This window comes from Rufibacter aurantiacus, assembly GCF_017916345.1.
Lineage (GTDB): Bacteria > Bacteroidota > Bacteroidia > Cytophagales > Hymenobacteraceae > Nibribacter > Nibribacter roseolus.
On record NZ_JAFMSV010000002.1, the window covers coordinates 1218547 to 1237620 of the forward strand.

The following is a 19074-nucleotide window of genomic DNA, read 5'->3' on the forward strand; positions in this document are numbered from 1 at the left end:
ACGATTCCTTTTTCCGGCCCGATTTTTAAAAAAGAGCCCAAAAGAGGAATTTGCCCTTATCCTACAGCAAGCCGCGGGATTTGAACTCCAGGTATTTGTTGATGGTGTTGACGGTGAGCTTGTCTGGTGGCGTTAAGACGGAGTGGATGCCGTGGGCCGCGAATTCCTTTACAATCTGGCGCTTCTCATAGGCAAACTTCTCCGCAACGGCTTTCAGGTAGATTTCCTCGGTGCTGTCGGCGGGTTTCTCCAGTAGGGCGCGGGTCTCGGTGTTCTCAAAGAAGATCACCAGCACCAGGTGGTGTTTGGCTAGTTTGCGCAGGTACGGCAGCTGGCGCTTGGCGCCGTTGAGCGTCTCAAAGTTAGTGAAGAGCAGCAGCAGGCTCCTCTGTTTTATCTTAGTCCGCACGGTGACGTACAGCCGCTGGAAATCCGTTTCCTGGAATTTGGTGGTTTGGCTGTAGAGCAACTCCAGAATCTTCTGCAACTGCGAAGCCCGGCGCTCAGCGGGCAGCATTGACCCGATCTGGTCTGAGAACGTGATGAGTCCGGCTTTGTCTTCCTTGCGCAAGGCCACGTTGGAGAGTACCAGCGTGGCGTTGATGGCGTAGTCCAGCAGGCTTAAACCGGCAAACGGCATTTCCATCACGCGGCCTTTGTCAATCAGGCAATACACCTGTTGCGATTTCTCGTCCTGGTAATGGTTCACCATGAGCTCTGCTTTGCGGGCCGAGGCTTTCCAGTTGATGGTGCGTTGGTCGTCGCCGGCCACGTACGACCTGATCTGCTCAAACTCGGCGCTGTGGCCTACTTTCCGCACTTTCTTGATACCCATGGCCGTGAGGTGCTGCGAGGCCGCCAACAGTTCATACTGGCGCAGCTGCAGGAACGAGGGGTACACCGGCACTTCCTGCCCCTGCCCAAACTGGTAACGGCGGCGCACCAGCTGCAAAGGCCCGTTCACAAACACATTGGTGGCCCCAAAGGAATAGACGCCGCGCTGCACCGGCCGCAGCAGGTACTCAATCACGTGCGTCTCGCCAGGCGGCACCTGCACCAGGAAACTTGCATCGCGCTTCTGGAACTGGAACGGCAGCTCCTCAATCACCTCCAGCCGTACCGGAAAGCCGTAGCGGTTCTCCACGTACAGGTACACCGGGTTCTCGCTCCCGTTGGAAAGCTTCTCCTGCATACTGCGCGACGCCGAAATCCCCTCGGGGTGGCGAAACAGCGCGGCCATGTCTACCAGCACAAACAGCACCAGCACCCCAAACAGGATCTTCACCAGGAACAAAAAGGGCGGAAAGAAGAAAGCCAGCACAAACAACCCTACCGCCGCAGAGAAGGCGTAGAAGAAGTACCTGGTGAGATACAGGCGGTTAAAAAAGGAGATGAGTGCTTTCAGGGGTTGAGCGTTTTAGGGTTGATTTGGGGAAAACGGGTTTAAAATAGGGATGCGGTGGTTGCTTTGGAGTGAAGGTCCTTTGCTGTTTGAACGGCCTTGTCATCCCCCTACCCCCTTCAAAGAGGGACGGAATGCGTAGCGAAGGAGGAAATCAGCAAAAGGCATTTACATAGCCAAAAAGCAACTATACTGGTAACCACCCTTTAGCGGGGAACCTCGGTTTTCTGAATGATCTGCTTGATGACATCGTCTGGGGTGGCGCCTTCCATCTCGCGTTCCGGGGAGAGCAGGATGCGGTGGCGCAGGACAGATGGGGCCAGTTCCTGCACGTCCTCGGGGATCACAAAGGAGCGGTTCCTGATGGCGGCCAGCGCTTTGGCGCTGTTGAGCAGGGCCAGCGATGCCCGCGGCGAGGCGCCCAGGTACAGTGACTTGTTTGCGCGGGTCTGCACCACCAGTTGGGCAATGTACTCCAGCACCTTGGTATCTACGTGCACCTCGCGCACCTGCTTTCTAAGCATGGACACCTTCTCAGCGGTGAGTACGGGCCGGATCTCGTCCAGGGTCTGCTGCAGAGCCGGACGGTTGTGGTGCACACCCAAAATGGCTACCTCCTCGGCCAGAGACGGGTACTGCACCAGAATCTTGAACATAAAACGGTCCAGCTGGGCCTCGGGCAGTCGGTAGGTACCCTCCTGCTCAATGGGGTTCTGGGTAGCCAGCACAATAAACGGATCGGCCATGGCGTACTGAGTCCCGTCATGCGTGATCTGCTGCTCTTCCATTACCTCAAACAAGGAAGACTGCGTTTTGGCCGGGGCTCGGTTGATCTCGTCAATCAGCACGATGTTGGAGAAAATAGGGCCCTGCTTGAACTGGAAAGTAGCCGTACCCGGATGGAAAACCGAGGTTCCCAGCACGTCAGAGGGCATCAGGTCTGGGGTGAACTGGATGCGGTTAAAACCCACGTCAATGGTGCGGGCCAGCAATTTGGCAGTCAAGGTTTTGGCAATGCCCGGCACGCCTTCAATGAGCACGTGCCCATCCGCCAGGATAGCGACCAGCAGGAGATCAATAAAGGCTTCCTGCCCGATGATCCGCTTGCGGAGTTCTTCCTTTATTTGCCCTACGGCCTGCTGCAGGTCAGAGAAATCTGTTTGTGGTGCCAGCCCTAACGCGGCTTCTTCTAGTGGTTCCATGTTTATTCGTTATCGGCTGTTAGCTTGCCGGTAAAAGCTTTCTAATTGTTTGTTCAACTGCCACAGGTTATGATCTTCCAGGGTATCAGTGGCGCGCACGTAGTTGATAAGCCGGAAAAGCTCGCTTACTTCTGAGGTGGCAATCCCAGACTTATGGGCAATGCGGGTCTGCAGTTCCTGGTCCAGCACCCGGGTAGATTCAAAGTAATGCAGGCGCAGGTACTCCAGAAAGTAATTGATTTTCTTCTCGGCAATGACTTTATGGTCTCGGTAGTTGAAGTACAGGTTCCCGATGACGCGCACAAATTCCAGCGTGGTGTTCCTGGGTTTCTCCACCACGGGAATGATGCGCTGCGTGCGTTTGCTTTCAAACAACACAAAAAGCAGCAGACCCCCTAAGGCAAGGTAATACGCCCAGGCCAAAGCTTCATGGCTCAGCAGCACCCTGAACACCGAGTCATCGCCCTCGGCGCCCTGCTTCTGGTACTCGTCCCACCACACGGGCCTCACCGGCAAATGCGACAGCGCCTGCGCCGCGTACTTACTCTGCACCGGATGGATGACGTGGTAATTGGTAAAGGCTAATGGCACCGAACTGAGGTAAAAGCTTCCCTTCCCAAACCGGATCTGCACAAAGTTGACGCCGCCGGCCGTGTTCTTGCCCAGCACGGTGGCTGCGTGGTTTGCGTTCAGGGTGATGGTGCGGTTCACCTTGTCCCAGGCATACTGCACCGGTTTGTTCTTCGAAAGCTGCGGGTGCGTGAAAACCAGTCCCAGGGAATCATGTTTGGGCGCGAACTCCAGTTTAAAGCCCAAGGTGTCTTGTAGCGGTCGGGAGAAATGGTGGGAGCTGATGAAAACGTTGCTGCCCTGCGCCACAAACTGGAGCAGCGTTTTTAGCTCCAGCTTGTCTAATTGCGTAGCCCCATTGACAAACAGATAATTCACCGGTGCTGCCGTGCTATCTTCCCTAAGTATGCTGTTTTCCTCTACCTGGTTCACCACCGGTAACCGGACGGAGGTAACAGACTGACCAGGGAAAAGGTCTGGCAAGAGCTCAAAAAGCACGTAGGCACCGTACGGAATCTTGTCTTTGTTGGAGAAGGTCTGGTTCCAGTCAATGGGTTTAGGCCGATAGTATTCCACCACCACAAAAACGGCGAAAAGCACCCCCAGGGCCAGCGCGTATAAACGGTAGTTTTTCATGCCGTTTTTACTAAAGACTGGTTAAACTGCTGGAACGAGTTTCTTACGGCCAAAAACTTCTGCTCGTCTACCGCTGAGCCGCCGTACCACACGTACTCAAACAGCTGGGTCACGCGTTCAAATGGCTTCTGCAAAGGCGAGTTCTGCAGCTCGTGTACATAGCTCCAGTTGGTTTTACCCGGCCGCCAGTCAATGAAGCCACCGTCGGTGAGGGTTTTCAAAGTGCGCAGGTAATACAACCGGATGGCGCGGCGGTAATCACCCTGGGCCTCGGCCTCCTCCAGCAGGGCCGCAAAATCTATCTCATGGATGTTCTCGCGGTAGGTCTCATAGGAAAGGGCAGCCGCCGCCGGCTTTCTACCGAACAGGCCCGAGAAATCCACCTGAAACAGCTTCAAAATGACAAACACGGTGGTGGCAATGGCAATGGCGTAGAGCACGTACTTCCAGAAGCCGTTGTAAGAGGTTTTGCCCAGGAGACTGTTCAGGAAATCGCCTACGCGCCGCCAGAAACGCTCCCAGAAAGACATATCTGGCCGGATGTCCTGCTGATACTGAAAGTCTTTGTTCTCGCGGAGCTCCTGCAGTTTCTGGGCATTGGGGTAGCGCACCTGCAAGGGTGCAACGGCTGCCGGGGCCGGCGTTTGAGACGGCACGGCAACGGAGGTGTTACCGCTGAGCATACAGCACAGAAAAAGCAGGAAGAATAGAAGCTGGGGAAAGCGCACAGGCAGGATTATAACAGGTCTAAAGATGTCTCCCGCTGGGCACCAATCTGGTTTACCTGCTCCATCAGACCCACGCCTTCTTTCTTCTCCACCAGGTCAAAATACAGGAAAGCCACACCGGTGAGGCTAAGCGCATACAGCAGTAGACTGATAAAGGTGGTGAAGGAAGTGGCAATCACCAGCAACACATCGCTCTCGCCGGCCGGTAAGTGCAGAATACGCAGGATATACAGCGCCATGGCCGGCACCGAGGCCACAAACCCGATAACACCCTGCAGCAAGGCCAGCAACAGCAGAAACCCGAAACTGGGCCACCAATAGCCTTTGACCAGGTAAAAGCAGCGCTCCACGGCATCCAGGAAACCTACTTCTTCATGCAACATCACCAGCGCGAACATACATAAAGCCACTGCCACGTAGATGCCCGGCAGTACCAGCAGCAAAGTAGCCAGAATGCCTATCAGGATCACGCCCACGCTGGAGTACAACACCGGAATGAAGTTGCTTTTGATGCCTTCCCACACCTGGCTTGAATCAACCTGGCCCCGGTGCTGCATGTACTGCAGCATGTAAGAATAGATGGTGAGGCTCAAGAGCACAAAACTCACCAGCGAGAAAAACAGGCTCACCCAGTAATGCGCCGAGTTCACGGTCTGGGCAAACGTGTACGCCCCCATGGACCCGTACTCCACCGCCCCTGAAAGCTCCTCCAGTTGGGTACTTTGGTAGATACCGGAGAAGATTCCCGCCAGCAGCGCAAAAGGCACTACAAAAAGCAGAATGCACTTGAAAAGCGGCCTGAAGTTCTGCCGCAGAAACGCAATGGTGGCATTCAGTTTCTGGCTTAAATCACGCTCTAGCCTGAACTCAATCAACTGGTCTTTCATTAGGTAACTTGGCTTGCAGCCAGTAAGGATATAAGAGAAAGTAAAAAACGATCAATGCCGCCGAGCCCCCAATAATGAGCAAACTGGCGAACAGGGGCATCTGGGTATGGCGGGTCACAAAACCTTCCAGGAAACCGGCCATGATAAAGATAGGCACCAGCCCCACCACAATCTTCATCCCGTCTTTGGCCCCACGCCGGAAAGACTCCAGCCGGGAGAAAGTCTTGGGGAAGAGCAGGCTGTTGCCCATGACAAAACCGGCGCACCCGGCAATGATGATAGCGGATATCTCCAGGGTACCGTGAATCCAGATGGTGAGCATGGAGCTGAGCAGCAATCCCTGCTTGTAGAAAAAGTACTGGAAGGCGCCCAGCATGATGCCATTTTTGAGCAGAATCCAGAAAGTACCCGCAGAAAGCAAAACACCCATGGCAAAGGCAATGAACGCCACCTTGATGTTGTTATAGGTAATGGTCAGGAACATGATGGTTTCATCGGCCTGCTTGTAGACCGCCATGGGGTCACCCTTCCGGATGTTGTCCACGGTCTGGTTCACGTATTGGTCACCCAGGATGAGGCGCACAAAGGTGTCGTCATAGGCCGCAGAAATCGCCCCAATGAAAACGGCCGCCGCAAAAATGAGGAACGCATAGAACAACTGCCGGTGGTACTGCGCCATGAGCAAAGGCAACTCCTGTTTCCAGAACAGCACAAAGCGATTGCCTTTCTCTTTCTTGTTGCGGTAAATGGCCTGGTGCACCTTGCCGGTGAGGCTGTTGAGGTAGTCTGTGTTGTCAGAGTCTGGGTAGAAGGTACGGGCGAAGGCCAGGTCATCGGTGAGCTCAATAAAGCGGTCGGCGAGCTCATCTGGGTTAGACGTGGGCTCGGTGGCGTACCGTTTCCATTTAGCTGAATTCTGTTTGATGAAAGCGGCCTCGCGCATGCCTGGTCTTTTTGTTTCCTTCCAAATATATCTAACTTAGGCAAGTTAATAAAGCAGCTGACCAAGTAAATGGAAACCATCAAAATCAGGACCACGCAGAATGTGGAGGTAGAGTATGAGATCGCAAGCGTGGGTGACAGAATCCTGGCCTATATCATTGACGCGTTGGTGGGCATGGGCTGGTTTACCATCTGCGCCCTGGTGTTTATCCTGGTACTGGCTCCCGCCGAGGTACCCCAGGCAACTTACATTGTAGCAGCCGTTCTGGCCATGCTGCCTTACACCTTTTACGACCTGCTCTGCGAGATTTTCATGAACGGCCAGAGCCTGGGAAAAAGGGCCCGAGACATCAAGGTGATCAAACTGAGCGGACAGTCGCCCAGCATCGGGGATTATTTGTTGCGCTGGCTTCTGCGGCCCATTGATATCTTTTTTTACGGCATTGTGGCCATTGCTACTATCGCTATCACGGGCAAAGGCCAGCGCCTGGGCGATGTGGCGGCAGGTACCAGCGTGATCAGAACCACCGCCGTAAAGAAAAAGAACCTGTTTCAGGTGCAGCTGGAGGAAAACTACACCATTGTGTTCCCTGAGGTGGCCATGCTCTCAGACAAAGACATGGCGCTGGTGCGCAAACTGCTGGCCAAAGCCATTGAGCACAAGAACGAGGCCCTGCTCAACCGAATCGCGGAACGTGCCAAAGAAGTCATGGGCGTGAACCCTACCATGACCGATCGCGAGTTCCTCAAAACCGTCATCAAAGACTACCACCACCTCACCGCCGATATGGAGGCGTAAATCATCCTCCTTACAAATAAATAAGAGCGGTGTTTCAGTCCTGTTTTCTCAGAATCAGGCCTGAAACACCGCTTTTGGTTTTGAGCCTCGTCAAGGCTTTATGCTTTGGCTAGGATTCTTTGATGATGTTGGGCTTGATGCCGTTTTCATTCAGGTGGAAAGGGATGATGCTGATGGAGCCGTCTTTTTCCAGCACGGCGTATTTGATCTGGTCCATGTTCTCCAGGCCCTGGGTTTTGCGGGCGGCCTCCAGGATATCGTCTTCCTGCAGGCGGGCCTTGTTCATGCGATCCAGCAGCGGCTTGCCGTTTTCCAGAATAATAAGCGGGATGCCGTTGATGACGCTGTCCAGGAACCTGAACCGGTTGGTAGCCAGCGAGACCATGATATCAGCGAACACCATGGTCAGAATCACCAGCATACTACCGGTGATGGATTTATCGTCGTCTACCAGGGCATTCTGCACAGCCTCACTGATGATCAACAGCAAGACCAGGTCAAAAGCAGTCATCTCGCCCAAGGTTCGCTTGCCCGCCATGCGAAGGATAACGAAGACCAGGATATAAACAGTAAGGGCCCGTAAAATGATGGATTCCATAGCAGCAGTTTTGGTTGAACTTTAGAAATAGACGAATTGGTTGACCGCCATGCGCGCATTGCCCACGTTGACATCCAAGGGCTGGGATCCTGTTTTGTAAGGCACCAGGAAAAAGGTGATAAACCCATTCTGCACCAGACTGAAGGTGTACACCAGCCGGTGGTCCTTTACCTCCACGGAGATCGGCTCAGGGATAATCTGGTCTATCCGTACTTTATTGATGTAGTCATTGTTGAAACTGACTTGCGCATTCTGCCCGCCGGGAGTTACATGAATCCGGAGCTCGGTGCCTTTCTCTACCCGCATGAACTTGTTGAATTCAAACCGCACCCCATGGGAGATCACCGTCCGGTCACTGAGCAAACCCTTCCCGAAAAGCCCCAGGGCGGCCGCCGCCAGCACAAAAGACATGGCAATCCAAAATATCCGGGCCACCAGCCATTCCTTGCGCTGGAAGGCATAGTAATCCTCGGCCAGTGTTATATCCTTTTCCATATTCTGGCAAGTATGAAACCTCAACTCTAGGTAGTACCCTGAACCAGACTTTAGGTTGCTCTTACGCTTCGGCTTCCTGGAATTTGTTACCCTTAGTCAGGCCGTTCAGGGGTTGATTTTTGAAAAAGGGCCTCTAAACGACAGGTGTGGGGAAGTTGGAAAATCTGCGGTATGTGCCTTTGCGCAGGTCACCGCAGTTTAGATTGTTGGTGATAACACCAACAATGGCAGGGAGATGGGAAGGAAACGTTTTGGGCCTATTCTTTGGAAAACAGCTAGAAAACCCAAACTGTAGGGGCAATCCCTTGTGGTTGCCCTTTGGTGACAGCAAACGTGAAGGGCAACCACAAGGGATTGCCCCTACTTCTACAATGCCAATTCTCCCGCCGCAATCAGCTTCAAATTAAAAAGTGTTTCGGGGCTGTTTTCTGGAAAACAGCCCCGAAACACTTTTCAGACGGAGTATAAGCTATTAGGTCAGTTCAATTGCTAATGCACCAACCGGTACCATTCATATACTGCAGCAGAACCTACTGGTCCTTTGGCCGTTAGGCCTATGCGCACGCCCCGGTCCCAGGGTGGCAGGAAATCGCCGTTTAGGGGGTTGCCTTCGTTCAGAGGATTCCAGGTGGTGCCATCAGCGCTCCAGGCGAATTGCAGTTGGTCACCTTTAGCGGCAGTGAGTTTGAATTGCAGCAGATCTCCTTTTGGCGCCGCTACTTTAGAGTGCACCGTTTCTTTATTCTCTTTCACCGTCCATAGCGTGATTTCCCCGTTCCGCACCGATACCCCGATGGCGTTCTGCGGGTCCCCGATGGCGGCCAAGCCGGCGGCTACTCCCTGGCCCAATTGTTTCTGGTTTACGGCAGTGGTGGCGGTATAGTCTGCCTCTATGGTGCGCTTTGATAACACACTGCCCACTTTCTCAGGGGTAGCCTGCAGCAGCAAGCGACCGCCGTTACCCGGCTGCACCGTGAACTTGGGCGTCTGCTCCACAAACCATTGCCAGGAGGGTGCCAGGGTGCTGGTCGTGAACTCTTCCTGGATGTCCAGTTCCTCTTTGGCGTTGGTGTTGTACGGCGCGGTAGCGGTTAAGGCAGGGGAACCGTTCTTGAACGATGGCCAGCCATCCGTACCCCATGTGATTTCGTCCAGCAAGCCTTGGCGGCCCGGGTACACGGTGCTGTTGGCGCTGTAGGCGTGATACAGGAAAAAGTCGCGGCCTTTGCCATCAGAGACTACGGTGCCGTGCCCCGGGCAGGTCCAGGTTTCGTTTTTCTTCATGATGGGGTTACCCGCATATTTCTCCCAAGGGCCGCGTATATCCTTCGCCCGGGCCACGCCCACGCCGTAGGTGCAGGCGCGTCCGCAGCAGGCATCACCGGCGTAAAACATGTAATAGTAGCCGTTGCGTTTGATGAGGGCCGGGCCTTCCACCAGACCGCCTTCCCAGGTTCCTTTCTCGTTCCGGAAGAGCTCAAACTTCTCGCCGGTGAGCGCGGTTCTTTCCTCGTTCATGCGCTGGCCCCAGAGCGGTGTAGGCTTGCCTACGCTGTTGGCGTCTTCTTTCCAGATAAGGTACAGGTCGCCTTTCTCATCTCTAATGGGGAAACCGTCAATGGAACCCACTTCCTGGCACACCAGCGGACCGAGATCGGTGTAAGGGCCGGTGGCTTTGGTGGCGCTGGCCACGCCTACGCAGAGGTTGCCGCCTTTCTTCTTGGCCGTGTAGTAGATGTAGAATTTGCCTTTGTCATAGGTGATCTCGGGGGCCCAGAAATGCGCCTCAGCCCAGTCTGGCAGCTTATTGGGGAATACGTGACCCACAGTCTCCCAGTCTACCAGGTTTTTGGAGTGCAGGATAGGGTACAATGGTGCCCACTCAGAAGAGGTGGCCGTGGCCCAGTAATCATCGCCCACGCGCACTACCGAAGGGTCGGCGTAGTCGCCGGGCAGCACGGGATTGCTGTAGGTCACCGCCTGGGTGGAGGTCACGGGCGCGGCTGAGGTCTCTGGGGAGGTAGTGCCCTGGTTCTTTTGACAGGAGGAAGCCAATAGCCCCAGCACTACGGCTGAGATGGAGAGGAAGTATTTTTTCATAGGTAAAGGAAATGCCAGTCTGCCGGTTGGTTCCGGCCCTGGGTTTGTAAACGGTTAACCAATTCAATTCAGATAGTTCTATTTCTGCCCCGAGGGCACCGGTATAGGAACCCCGGAGGGCACCGGCTCCCCGAAAACCGGATAGCCATCGGCTGTCCAGGTGAATTTTTGCATCCGGATGTCGCGCTGCCAGCCAGGTTTTTCTGATTTCTTGGCGTGATAGAAAATCCAGTCCTCGGTGTTGTCCGGCGAGGTGGTGAAACTGCAGTGTCCCACCCCCAGTACGTTGGCGGTAGCCTGAAACACGGGCGCGCTTGACTTGGTCCAGTTACTCGCCACCATGGGATCGGCTAAGGTGTCTTTGAGGGTCAGCTGCCCCAACCGGTATTCCTTGAGCCACGATTCGCGGCAGGAGTAAATCAAAAAGGCTTTCTCTTTTTTCTTCAGCAGCTCAGGGCCCTCGTTGAGATCCAGTTCCCCGCCGGTTTCCCAGGGCTCGGTGGGCGAAGAGATCTTGGCCCGGTTAGAGGCAATGGTCCAGGGATTGCTCATCCGGGCGATGTAGAGATGCTGCTTGGTTCTGTCTGTTAAAGCATTCTTTTCCCAGCCAGACCATACCGCGTACAACTGCCCGTTGAGATAGAACGGCGACACGTCAATGGCCCACCTTACCGAGGACGGGTTCTCCAGGCTGTCGCCGGTGTAGAGCATGCCTTTGTCTGCGTACGGCCCAAACGGGCTATCGGTGGTGGACTCCAGCACGCCCGAGCGCTGGTGGATGAACGGCCCGCCCGGGTCTTTCCCGGCGGCGTAGTAGATGTACCATTTGCCCTGTAGGTAGTGGATTTCGGGGGCCCAGATGTTATGCGCATTCCAACCGCTGGCGGGGGCTTTCCATACGGGCACCCGCTTGCCCAATTCGGTCAGTTTCGTGGATTGCGAGACATAGATAGAGCCATTGCCAGAGCCGCAGGAATAGTACACGCTGTCTTTCTTCAGAACCCAGGGATCAGCGCCGTCCATGATGGGGTTGGTGAAATAAAGCGCGGATGCAGTCTCCCGGGCTTCAGTAGAAACAGGCGCAGGCAGGGTGGCACTAGACTTACAGCCCAGCAGCCACCCACCACAAGCAACTAAAAAGACTAACTTCTTTAAATGGGGATTCATACTTCTATTATGGCGCCTTCCTCCGGCCCAAGCCGGGATTATTCATTTTAAAACCAGCCACCCTCTGGCAACTACCCTCTCCATTTCACGTTTCCGTTTTGCGGCCAATTTCTAAAAAACTGGCCCAAAACAGTAACTGCTCTTCGAAAGCAGATTCAGTTTCTAGTATCAATTATTCAGGAGCGGATCTTTAGCAAATCACTGCGCGGCCACGGCCTTTTCTCTCACGCCGGTCATGCTTTTGATCAGGTCCACCTCGGCCTGGCTGTACGGCGTGCCGTCTTTCCTCAGGATGTCATGGAACCAGACTTTGGGCTCAGCGGTGTAATTTTTGTCCCAGCTGTCCCAGGGATAAATGGTCTGGGTTTTACCTGCCACGAAGCCCCAGTTCACCATGCCTACGTTGTGTTTCTTAGCCACTGGCAGAGAGCTCTGGAAGGTGCTGCCGTTGGGCCGGGCCATATACTCGGTGCAGATCATGGGCTTGCCGTAACGCTTGAGCCAGTTGATGCGCTGCTCCAGGTATTGGGCGCTGTCATAGTTATGGAAGGTAATGATGTCTGACTCATCCAGCATCACTTTCTCAATGGCCGTGAGCGAGTCTTCTCTTGACCAGTTCCCTTTCCAAACCGCCGAGGTCACCGGCTGCACCGGATTGGCGGCGCGGGCCCAGACAAAGCTTTTCTTCAACAAAGGCAACACGTAGTCCAGTTTGTTGGGCAGTTCCTGCTTGCCGTAAGCCGAGCCCTGGTTCAGGTTGTCTGGCTCGTTCCAGATGTCCCAGGCCAGGATGCGGTCATCGTTGGCAAACCTCCTGATCACGCCTTTCACGTAGCGCTCCAGGCGCGGGTGCTGGGTAGAATCCTGCAACCCCACTGATCCGGGGCTTTGCACCCAGCCTGAGTTATGCACGTGGGGCCGGGGTTCTCGCTGTTTCCCCAGTTTGGGGTTAGGGTCCCACACGGAGTCAAAGATCACCAGGATAGGCTTGATGTTGTGCCGCTGCGCGATGTCCAGAAACGTGTCTACCCGCTGCAGAAAACCGGCCGAGTCTTGCTGGTACAGCAGGTCATGCAGGTACACCCGTGCCGTGTTCATGCCCAGGTCCTCGGCCCAGCCCAGCTCGCGGTTGATGGTGGCGGTGTCAAAACTTTCGGCCTGCCACATCTCCAGTTGGTTGATGGCGGTGCTGGGCGAGAAATTAGGCCCAATGATGAAGCCCTTGTCTTTATACCAGGCTTTGGCTTTGTCTATACTCCAGACGGTTCTGGGTTTAGCGGCGGTTTCCTGAGTGGTGGCATCTTTTCTGCCGCAACTTTGGGTTAACAAGCCGCAAACCAGGGCCAGCAGGTAGTACTTCCATTTCATAGTTCAGTTTCAGTTAAGTGCGTAGTTTCATTTCTTTGGCAAGAGTTCTTGGGCTCTTCCCGCTTAAAGGATGTTTTCAAGAAATCAGGCCTTAAACAGTATGCTTATCAGTTTACCTCCAGTTCGTTTTTAGACGGCAGTTTGGGGAACGGCGCGTGCGGCTCGGTCTGGTACCAGTACACCACCGAACTGATGTCTGACTGCTGCGGCAGGTACCGGTCCTCACTGCGCCAGCCCAGGTCCTGTATGGTGATGCGCAGGTCTTTGCTAAACCGGACCGGGTCTACAATATGCCAGCGGTACATGCCAAAACGCTGTTGCGCGTTGTACAGCCCATCTGGCCTGATCACCTGGTGCAGGCCGGCGTAGGCGGTGGAGTACGGCTCGTACTGGCGGGTCTTCTTGTTCTCAAAGTTGTAAGAGCCACAGAAGTAGTCCTCGGTGCCGGTGCCGTTGATGGTGGGGAAATCTCTGTCGCCGTCCATGTAGAACTTGATCTCGCCTTCGCCCCACCAGCCGTTGTTGTTCACGCCCCAAGCCATGTAGGTGCCCACGTACTGGCCTTTGCCTCTGATACCGTCCACCAGGGTGTACAAAGAGCCCTTGGTGGGATTGTTGCGCCGGAACTGCGCGTGGAAATAGGCGGCATCGCTGGGGATATCGGTAAGAGTGTAGTCTATCTGATAGAACAGGTTCATACGCTCAGAATGGGTGTTCTCCATGGTGATGCGGCACTTCTTCCGGAACGGCATCACCCAGTATGAGTTGAAGGCGCTGCCCGGGTTCACGGTTACGGCCAGAGAATTCAGCGGCGCGTACTCGCCCCAGCCCATCCCGAAGAAATCGCCCACGGGCACCTCAATGGATGGTTCTTTCTCGTCGTCCCAGTATACCCTTAGAATAGAGTAGCGCCAGTTGCCGGTGGGGGTCATCCAGATGTGTTGGATGGCGCCGGAGCCGTCAATCTCGGCCAGGGTTACGGTTTTGCCACCTTCAATCCAGATAAACGGGTTCACCTTCCAGCCCACGCCCAGTTCCCGCGCCTGGCGCCCGTGCACACCTTTGTCCAGCGGAGCCATGCCGCCTTTGCCTTTCTCGCCGGTGAAGTTCTCGGGGCTGATGGAGCGTGTCTCGGCGTTGGAGGTACGGTAAAGGTTGCCCAGGTTCATCTCCAGGCCATTGAAGTTTCCGGACCGCTGCGCGAAAGCGGTCGTGGCCAGGCAGAGAATAGCGAATAATGAAAGTAAAGGTCTCATCAAATTCTATTTTGGTTTAAGTCCGACGGTATTTGGGTCAGGAAAGCCTTGGTCAACCTTGCGGGATTATCCCAGGACAGCCCCTGACCTTTGCCGATAAAGAAGCCCGAGTTTATGGCCTGTTCTTCTAAAAACAGGCCATAAACTAAGTATACTATATTTTGCTTCGGCTCTTTTCAGGGCAAAGGTTATTTCACCTCACCAGATGGCCTGGGAAGCGGCGTATTGATTTTCACCGGCTCACCGAAGTTGGGCGTCCCGTCTGCGTTCCAGGTGAACTTCTGGATGCGCGGGCTTCTGGTGTTGCCGCAACCCTGGTTACTGAAAGAGTTGGCGTGGTAAATGATCCAGTCCTCGGTGCCGTCCGGCGATTTGAAGAACCCGTTGTGGCCCGGCCCGAAGGCGTTGCTCTCAGCCTTGGTGGCAAACACCGGCGCGGGTGACTTAATCCAATCATCGGGGTTCATGGGATTGCCGTTGTCACGCAGGGTAAGGCGGCCCAAGGAGTAACTATCGGTCCAGCAACCGCTGGCTGAGTACACCATGAAAACTTTGCCCGCCGCATTCTTGATTACCTCGGGGCCTTCATTCACCAGGCCGTTCATCTCCCAATTGAAGGTAGGCCTGGTGATCATGACGCGGTCTCCCTCCAGGGTCCAGGGGTTGCTCATCCTGGCAATGTAAATCTGCTGGATGCCCGGGTCGTTGTTGCCCACCCAACCAGACCAGATGAAGTACAGCTGACCGCCGTGCTCAAACACTGATCCGTCAATGGCCCATCGGTCTGTAGTAGGGGTCAGTTTGCCTTTCATGGTCCAGGTGCCGGTGGTAGGGTCTGCGGCAGCGTTCTCCAACACGTACATGCGGTGATTCACATCATTCCCGTTATCGGCGGCGAAATAGATGTACCACTTGCCTTGCAAGAAGTGGATCTCGGGGGCCCAGAGGTTCTGGGAATATGGCTCTGAAACCCCAGGCGCGAATACAGTGGTAAAGGCCTCTTTGCCCAGTTGCGAGATGGCCTTGGTCTTAATCAAGCCAATGCGGTTGCCCAGGGTATGGATGTAATAGTAGGTATCGTTCTGCTGGTACACCCACGGATCTGGTCCGCTGGGCAGCAAGGGATTGGTAAAGGTGTTGGATGTATTGGTTACGGGGGTGACTGGTTTCTGTACTTCATCCGCTTCCTTTTTGCAGCTTGCGCCAAGCGCCAGAAAAAGGGTAATACCATACAGCAGCCGTTTGTAATGATGCATAAATTGTAAATAACTCAGTAAATAATTCTTTTATAACGCTCTCCTACCCTGTTGATTCCTTAGCGCCTCAAGGTCCTATATGCCCTTCTTTTAGGTAGACTTCACTATGCCCATCGCTGAAATTCCGGGTAGTAATTAACCAGATGGTGCTGGCATCTTTCAGGAACATAGACGAGTAATAGGCGCCCTCATTATTGGGCAGGTTGGGCCAGGGGTAGGTAATGTTAGTAAAGTTCATGGCCGAGCTGTTGCCCACCAGCACCAGCATGGTATTCTTTTTCCAGTCAGCGCCTACGGAACGGCCACCGGCATCCTGGCAGGAGAGAATGGTCTCGCCAGACGGTAACTGGATGAGGTACGGAGCCCCGCCCCAGATATTCTGCGAAGTAGCCAGCCAGCGCCGGCTGTTGGCGGTGGTGCTGGGCCCCTGGTAGTTGAAGCGGGCCTCCAGCGAGGACCACACAATCCAAGGTGATTTGGAGTTCTTCACAGATTCAATGGGGAAGACTATGCCTTTGCCGTTGTTCAAGACCACCGGTACCGGCATGCCGTCGCGCATACCGGGGGTGTAGGCCACTTGCTTGGGTAGTTTCCAGGTGGCGCCGTTATCCGTGGACCGCACCATCAGGATCTCCTGCTCTTGCGCGGTAGAGCCTGGCCCGGCCCACCAACGGGCTTCGCTGGAATAGAAAATCTCAATCTCGCCATCGGGTAGCTGCACCATAGACGGTTCCCAGGACCGGCCGGTAGCCACAATCACGGGCGGCCCAAAGGTCCAGCCCCGGTCATTGCTGATCCTGATCTGGATGTTGGCGTGGGCATTGTCATCTGGGTTGCCGCGGCCGGTGTAGGCCAGGATCACCCGGCCGTCTTTGAGCACCAGTATGTCTGGATTGGAGAAACCGTAGTAGCTGGGGTTGTTGTCGGCTAGGAGGGTTTCGGGGGCAGACCAGGTGGCGCCATCGTCAATACTCCTCCTGATGGCGATGTTGTCCCACTCGTTTCCGGGCGTACCATAATGATACGTCAGCAGCAGCGTGTCTCCTTTCACACGACGCACCCTGCCGTACTCCGCAAAATACACGTCATGCGACAACTTGGTGGCAGTGGCGTTCCAGGTGATGTTTAAAGAAGTAGTGCTGTTGTCTACCGGCGGAAAATCATCAGCGTGTACTCCTGGGTTGGGGCCCGGACCCGGTCCGGGATTAGGGTCATCCCCGCTTTTGCAGGAAAAGGTGAACAACACCCCCAGCAGCAGACACCAGACCTTCGTTTTAAGTAATTCCATTATTCAAGTAGTAAGCACCAGGTTCAGGCAGTTCGCCAAACCCGGTGAGATTGATTTCCCTCCTTCCGCTGGGTTCAGAAAACCAAGCCGCTACACCATAGATTCCAGAAACAAAATGACCAACAGGACCAGCAGCGTCAGGACCTGCTTTCTCTTTTTCGGTTTTACAACCCCGCGTCTCATATAGACAATCATCTAGTGGATACAATCACACAAAGCTTCATTCAACCATAAAAGCCTGGCCCACCTTCACCTGAAAAGGAGGCGAGACAAAGGCCACCTGCAGTACCAGCCCAGAAAAAACCAGAAGTCGGTTTTAAGCCCATTCTTGAAGAAATAGCCCTAAAACACCTTCTCAGGAAAATCCTGTGACAAACAGCAACACGGCCCTTGCACGGTCACCATTTGCCACAGGACCCATCCACAATTTCTGGCAAGCCGTTTGGGGGCCGATTTCTGCAAAACAACCCCAAACGGCTTCTGCGACTTTCCGGTTGGTTCTGGTTTATTGGACCACAATCTTGCGGTTCTCTACGCCGCCTTTGTTGTCATTTACCTGCAGAATGTAGACACCCGGCGCCAAAGCCAATTGCACGCTGTTCATGGCGCTGAGGGTTTTCACGGTACGGCCATCCAGGGTAGACACTTTCAGGTCGTACTTTTTGCCTTTCTCCAGCTTCACGTTGATTCTGCCCGGAGCAGGGTTAGGATACACCTCCATGTTCAGATCCAGTTTCTGGTCAGCGATGCCGGTGAGCACGCCGTTGGTGATGGTAAAGCTGGTCTTCATGAAAGGCGAGCCCATGAAGCTGTTGTCTATGGCCTGCACCCCGTAGCGGTATCTGCCCTGCGGCAGGTCTTTGATGGTCCAGGAGGTGTTGAGCTGCACGTTGCCCATTTTCTGCACCATCAGTTTACCGGTGGTGGTGTCTGCCATGGGGTGGATGTACACTTTGCCGGCAGCGTCTTGCAAAAAGATGTTGTAGGAAAGGGAGTTGGCGGAGGTAGTGGCGTCAGTGGCGGCGCTCCAGCTTAAGGTAACGGCGCCGCCAGTACCCATGGTGGCTTGCAGTGTGGCCGGCATGGCAGGCGCGGTGTTCACCGTGGTAGCAGGGTTTACCACAATCACCGATACCTTGTCATTGTAGGCGCTGTTGGCTCCGTTGAAGTTGTTGCCCGAGAAACCGGTGAGCATCAGGTCCAGGTCGCTGTCTCCGTCAATATCAGCTACCTCAATGGAGCTTTCTGATACACCCGGCAACCGGTCATTGTTGGCCATGGCCGTGAAGGTACCCGCGTTGTTCAGGAAAATGGCCGTGGCCTGTCTTTTGGCGGTATCATCCCAACCGGTGACAATCACATCCAGGTCACCGTCATTGTCCCAATCAGCGAAGCGGCCGCCGTCACCCACGGCAATCTGCCGGTAGGTAGAGAAAGTGGTAGCCTGGGCGAAAGCGCCGGCGGTGTTTTTGTACAGGCGGTAAATGTCACTGGAAGGTTCCCCGTTGGCGCCGCCGTCTCCGTTAAGGAGCAGGTCCAGGTCACCATCGGCATCATAGTCGCCCCAAACGGCGCCCCCGAATCCTTTCTGGATAAGGCCTAGGTCACGCACGGCAAACGTGCCGTTGGTGTTCACGAACATCTTAGAGAAGCGGCTATTGCTCACCACCTCAAAACCATTCACGAACAGATCCAGGTCACCGTCTTTGTCAAAGTCCACGGTCGAAATCTCGGGGTCAATGAACTTGAAATCATTGAACTGCGCCGACTCGGTGAAGCCGCCAGACTTGTTGTTGAAGTAGATCTTGGCCCGGGTGGCATCATTGGCCGTGTTGTTCGCGTTCCCGAAAGCATAGATATCTGTATAGCCGTCGTTGTTCAGATCGGCGAAGCCGGTGCCGGGAGTTACCTGCTGAATACCGGAGTTGGCTACCTGGGTGAACACGCCGGCGGCGTTTGACTTGAACAAGGCTGTAAACGGCGTAGCCCCAAAACCCGACTGCAGCAGGTCCAGCCTACCGTCATTGTCTACATCGCCCCAGTCAATGGAAGCAAACGCCCCTGCCAGAAAAGGAGAAGCTGTTTTGGTGAAGTTTCCGGCGCCGTCATTGATAAACAATTGCACGAAACGCTCAGTGCCGGAGACCTCGCCCATGATGAGCAGGTCCATGTCTCCATCGCGGTCAATGTCCACCGCCGACACGTCACCGTGCTGCACCGGGAAGTTCAGGTTTTTCATGGTAAAGCTCTGGGCGGAAGCCTCTTCCTGCTGACTTAACAATCCCAGACAAAGCAAAAACGGTAGATATTTTTTCATATGTTTTGGTTGATGGTTTCAGAAAACGGGTAAAAAAAGGCCGTGGAACTTGGGCAGCTCCAC

17 protein-coding genes are annotated in these 19074 nt (G+C 54.6%); 1 reads left to right on the forward strand and 16 read right to left on the reverse strand.

Annotation, left to right across the window (positions count from 1 at the left end; genetic code table 11):
- Positions 1-61 precede the first annotated feature (61 nt).
- The 6 genes from J3P34_RS10120 to J3P34_RS10145 all read right to left on the reverse strand — a co-directional run bounded on the left by J3P34_RS10120 (position 62) and on the right by J3P34_RS10145 (position 6368).
- Positions 62-1321, reverse strand: a complete 1260-nt coding sequence (locus J3P34_RS10120; protein ID WP_345890347.1) for a DUF58 domain-containing protein — start codon at positions 1319-1321, stop codon at positions 62-64.
- A gap of 287 nt (positions 1322-1608) precedes the next feature.
- Complete coding sequence (locus J3P34_RS10125) at positions 1609-2604, reverse strand: AAA family ATPase (RefSeq protein ID WP_210463213.1); 996 nt, start codon at positions 2602-2604, stop codon at positions 1609-1611.
- Positions 2605-2613: 9 nt separating this feature from the next.
- The gene (locus J3P34_RS10130) at positions 2614-3810 is read right to left on the reverse strand and encodes a DUF4350 domain-containing protein (protein ID WP_210488320.1); all 1197 of its coding nucleotides are present in this window, start codon (positions 3808-3810) and stop codon (positions 2614-2616) included.
- Positions 3807-4538 (reverse strand): DUF4129 domain-containing protein, encoded by a 732-nt coding sequence (locus tag J3P34_RS10135; RefSeq protein WP_210488322.1) that lies wholly within the window; start codon positions 4536-4538, stop codon positions 3807-3809. Before J3P34_RS10135 ends, J3P34_RS10130 begins: the two co-directional genes overlap by 4 nt.
- An 8-nt stretch (positions 4539-4546) precedes the next feature.
- Entirely contained in the window at positions 4547-5425 is an 879-nt protein-coding gene (locus J3P34_RS10140) for a hypothetical protein (protein WP_210488324.1), read from the reverse strand.
- A complete protein-coding gene (locus J3P34_RS10145) occupies positions 5406-6368 on the reverse strand; it encodes a stage II sporulation protein M (RefSeq protein WP_210463209.1) in 963 nt (320 codons plus the stop codon). The genes J3P34_RS10140 and J3P34_RS10145 overlap by 20 nt, the downstream gene beginning before the upstream one ends.
- A gap of 69 nt (positions 6369-6437) precedes the next feature.
- On the opposite strand from J3P34_RS10145, the gene J3P34_RS10150 reads away from it, so the two are divergent.
- Positions 6438-7166 (forward strand): RDD family protein, encoded by a 729-nt coding sequence (locus tag J3P34_RS10150; protein ID WP_210488326.1) that lies wholly within the window; start codon positions 6438-6440, stop codon positions 7164-7166.
- Positions 7167-7275: 109 nt separating this feature from the next.
- Here J3P34_RS10150 and J3P34_RS10155 read toward each other — a convergent pair whose 3' ends face one another.
- From J3P34_RS10155 to J3P34_RS10200, 10 genes are all read right to left on the reverse strand, one after another.
- Positions 7276-7764: a DUF421 domain-containing protein gene (locus J3P34_RS10155; RefSeq protein WP_210463207.1), complete on the reverse strand. Its 489-nt coding sequence runs from the start codon at positions 7762-7764 to the stop codon at positions 7276-7278.
- A 21-nt stretch (positions 7765-7785) separates the two neighbouring features.
- The gene (locus J3P34_RS10160; protein WP_210488328.1) at positions 7786-8259 is read right to left on the reverse strand and encodes a hypothetical protein; all 474 of its coding nucleotides are present in this window, start codon (positions 8257-8259) and stop codon (positions 7786-7788) included.
- A 489-nt stretch (positions 8260-8748) separates the two neighbouring features.
- A complete protein-coding gene (locus J3P34_RS10165; protein ID WP_210488330.1) occupies positions 8749-10359 on the reverse strand; it encodes a family 43 glycosylhydrolase in 1611 nt (536 codons plus the stop codon).
- 78 nt (positions 10360-10437) lie between these two features.
- Entirely contained in the window at positions 10438-11526 is a 1089-nt protein-coding gene (locus tag J3P34_RS10170; RefSeq protein ID WP_210488332.1) for a glycoside hydrolase family 43 protein, read from the reverse strand.
- Positions 11527-11724: 198 nt separating this feature from the next.
- Positions 11725-12894 (reverse strand): cellulase family glycosylhydrolase, encoded by a 1170-nt coding sequence (locus J3P34_RS10175; protein ID WP_210488333.1) that lies wholly within the window; start codon positions 12892-12894, stop codon positions 11725-11727.
- A 107-nt stretch (positions 12895-13001) separates the two neighbouring features.
- Positions 13002-14150 carry a glycoside hydrolase family 172 protein gene (locus J3P34_RS10180; RefSeq protein ID WP_210488335.1) on the reverse strand — a complete coding sequence of 383 codons (1149 nt, stop codon included), beginning with the start codon at positions 14148-14150 and terminating at the stop codon, positions 13002-13004.
- Between the two features lie 188 nt (positions 14151-14338).
- On the reverse strand, positions 14339-15406 hold the full coding sequence (locus J3P34_RS10185; protein WP_210488338.1) for a glycoside hydrolase family 43 protein: 1068 nt from the start codon (positions 15404-15406) through the stop codon (positions 14339-14341).
- Positions 15407-15473: 67 nt separating this feature from the next.
- A complete protein-coding gene (locus tag J3P34_RS10190; protein WP_210488340.1) occupies positions 15474-16694 on the reverse strand; it encodes a sialidase family protein in 1221 nt (406 codons plus the stop codon).
- Entirely contained in the window at positions 16681-16902 is a 222-nt protein-coding gene (locus J3P34_RS10195) for a hypothetical protein (protein ID WP_210488342.1), read from the reverse strand. The genes J3P34_RS10190 and J3P34_RS10195 overlap by 14 nt, the downstream gene beginning before the upstream one ends.
- 297 nt (positions 16903-17199) lie before the next feature.
- Positions 17200-19011 (reverse strand): T9SS type A sorting domain-containing protein, encoded by a 1812-nt coding sequence (locus J3P34_RS10200; protein WP_210488344.1) that lies wholly within the window; start codon positions 19009-19011, stop codon positions 17200-17202.
- Between the last annotated feature and the right edge of the window lie 63 nt (positions 19012-19074).

What these genes read in the sequence shown, in the direction of transcription:
- J3P34_RS10140 (WP_210488324.1), bottom strand. Translation starts at nt 5,425, where the DNA reads ATGAAAGACCAGTTGATTGAGTTCAGGCTAGAGCGTGATTTAAGCCAG.
- J3P34_RS10180 (WP_210488335.1), bottom strand. Translation starts at nt 14,150, where the DNA reads ATGAGACCTTTACTTTCATTATTCGCTATTCTCTGCCTGGCCACGACC.
- J3P34_RS10165 (WP_210488330.1), bottom strand. Translation starts at nt 10,359, where the DNA reads ATGAAAAAATACTTCCTCTCCATCTCAGCCGTAGTGCTGGGGCTATTG.
- J3P34_RS10125 (WP_210463213.1), bottom strand. Translation starts at nt 2,604, where the DNA reads ATGGAACCACTAGAAGAAGCCGCGTTAGGGCTGGCACCACAAACAGAT.
- J3P34_RS10160 (WP_210488328.1), bottom strand. Translation starts at nt 8,259, where the DNA reads ATGGAAAAGGATATAACACTGGCCGAGGATTACTATGCCTTCCAGCGC.
- J3P34_RS10155 (WP_210463207.1), bottom strand. Translation starts at nt 7,764, where the DNA reads ATGGAATCCATCATTTTACGGGCCCTTACTGTTTATATCCTGGTCTTC.
- J3P34_RS10185 (WP_210488338.1), bottom strand. Translation starts at nt 15,406, where the DNA reads ATGCATCATTACAAACGGCTGCTGTATGGTATTACCCTTTTTCTGGCG.
- J3P34_RS10130 (WP_210488320.1), bottom strand. Translation starts at nt 3,810, where the DNA reads ATGAAAAACTACCGTTTATACGCGCTGGCCCTGGGGGTGCTTTTCGCC.
- J3P34_RS10200 (WP_210488344.1), bottom strand. Translation starts at nt 19,011, where the DNA reads ATGAAAAAATATCTACCGTTTTTGCTTTGTCTGGGATTGTTAAGTCAG.
- J3P34_RS10170 (WP_210488332.1), bottom strand. Translation starts at nt 11,526, where the DNA reads ATGAATCCCCATTTAAAGAAGTTAGTCTTTTTAGTTGCTTGTGGTGGG.
- J3P34_RS10175 (WP_210488333.1), bottom strand. Translation starts at nt 12,894, where the DNA reads ATGAAATGGAAGTACTACCTGCTGGCCCTGGTTTGCGGCTTGTTAACC.
- J3P34_RS10190 (WP_210488340.1), bottom strand. Translation starts at nt 16,694, where the DNA reads ATGGAATTACTTAAAACGAAGGTCTGGTGTCTGCTGCTGGGGGTGTTG.
- J3P34_RS10150 (WP_210488326.1), top strand. Translation starts at nt 6,438, where the DNA reads ATGGAAACCATCAAAATCAGGACCACGCAGAATGTGGAGGTAGAGTAT.
- J3P34_RS10145 (WP_210463209.1), bottom strand. Translation starts at nt 6,368, where the DNA reads ATGCGCGAGGCCGCTTTCATCAAACAGAATTCAGCTAAATGGAAACGG.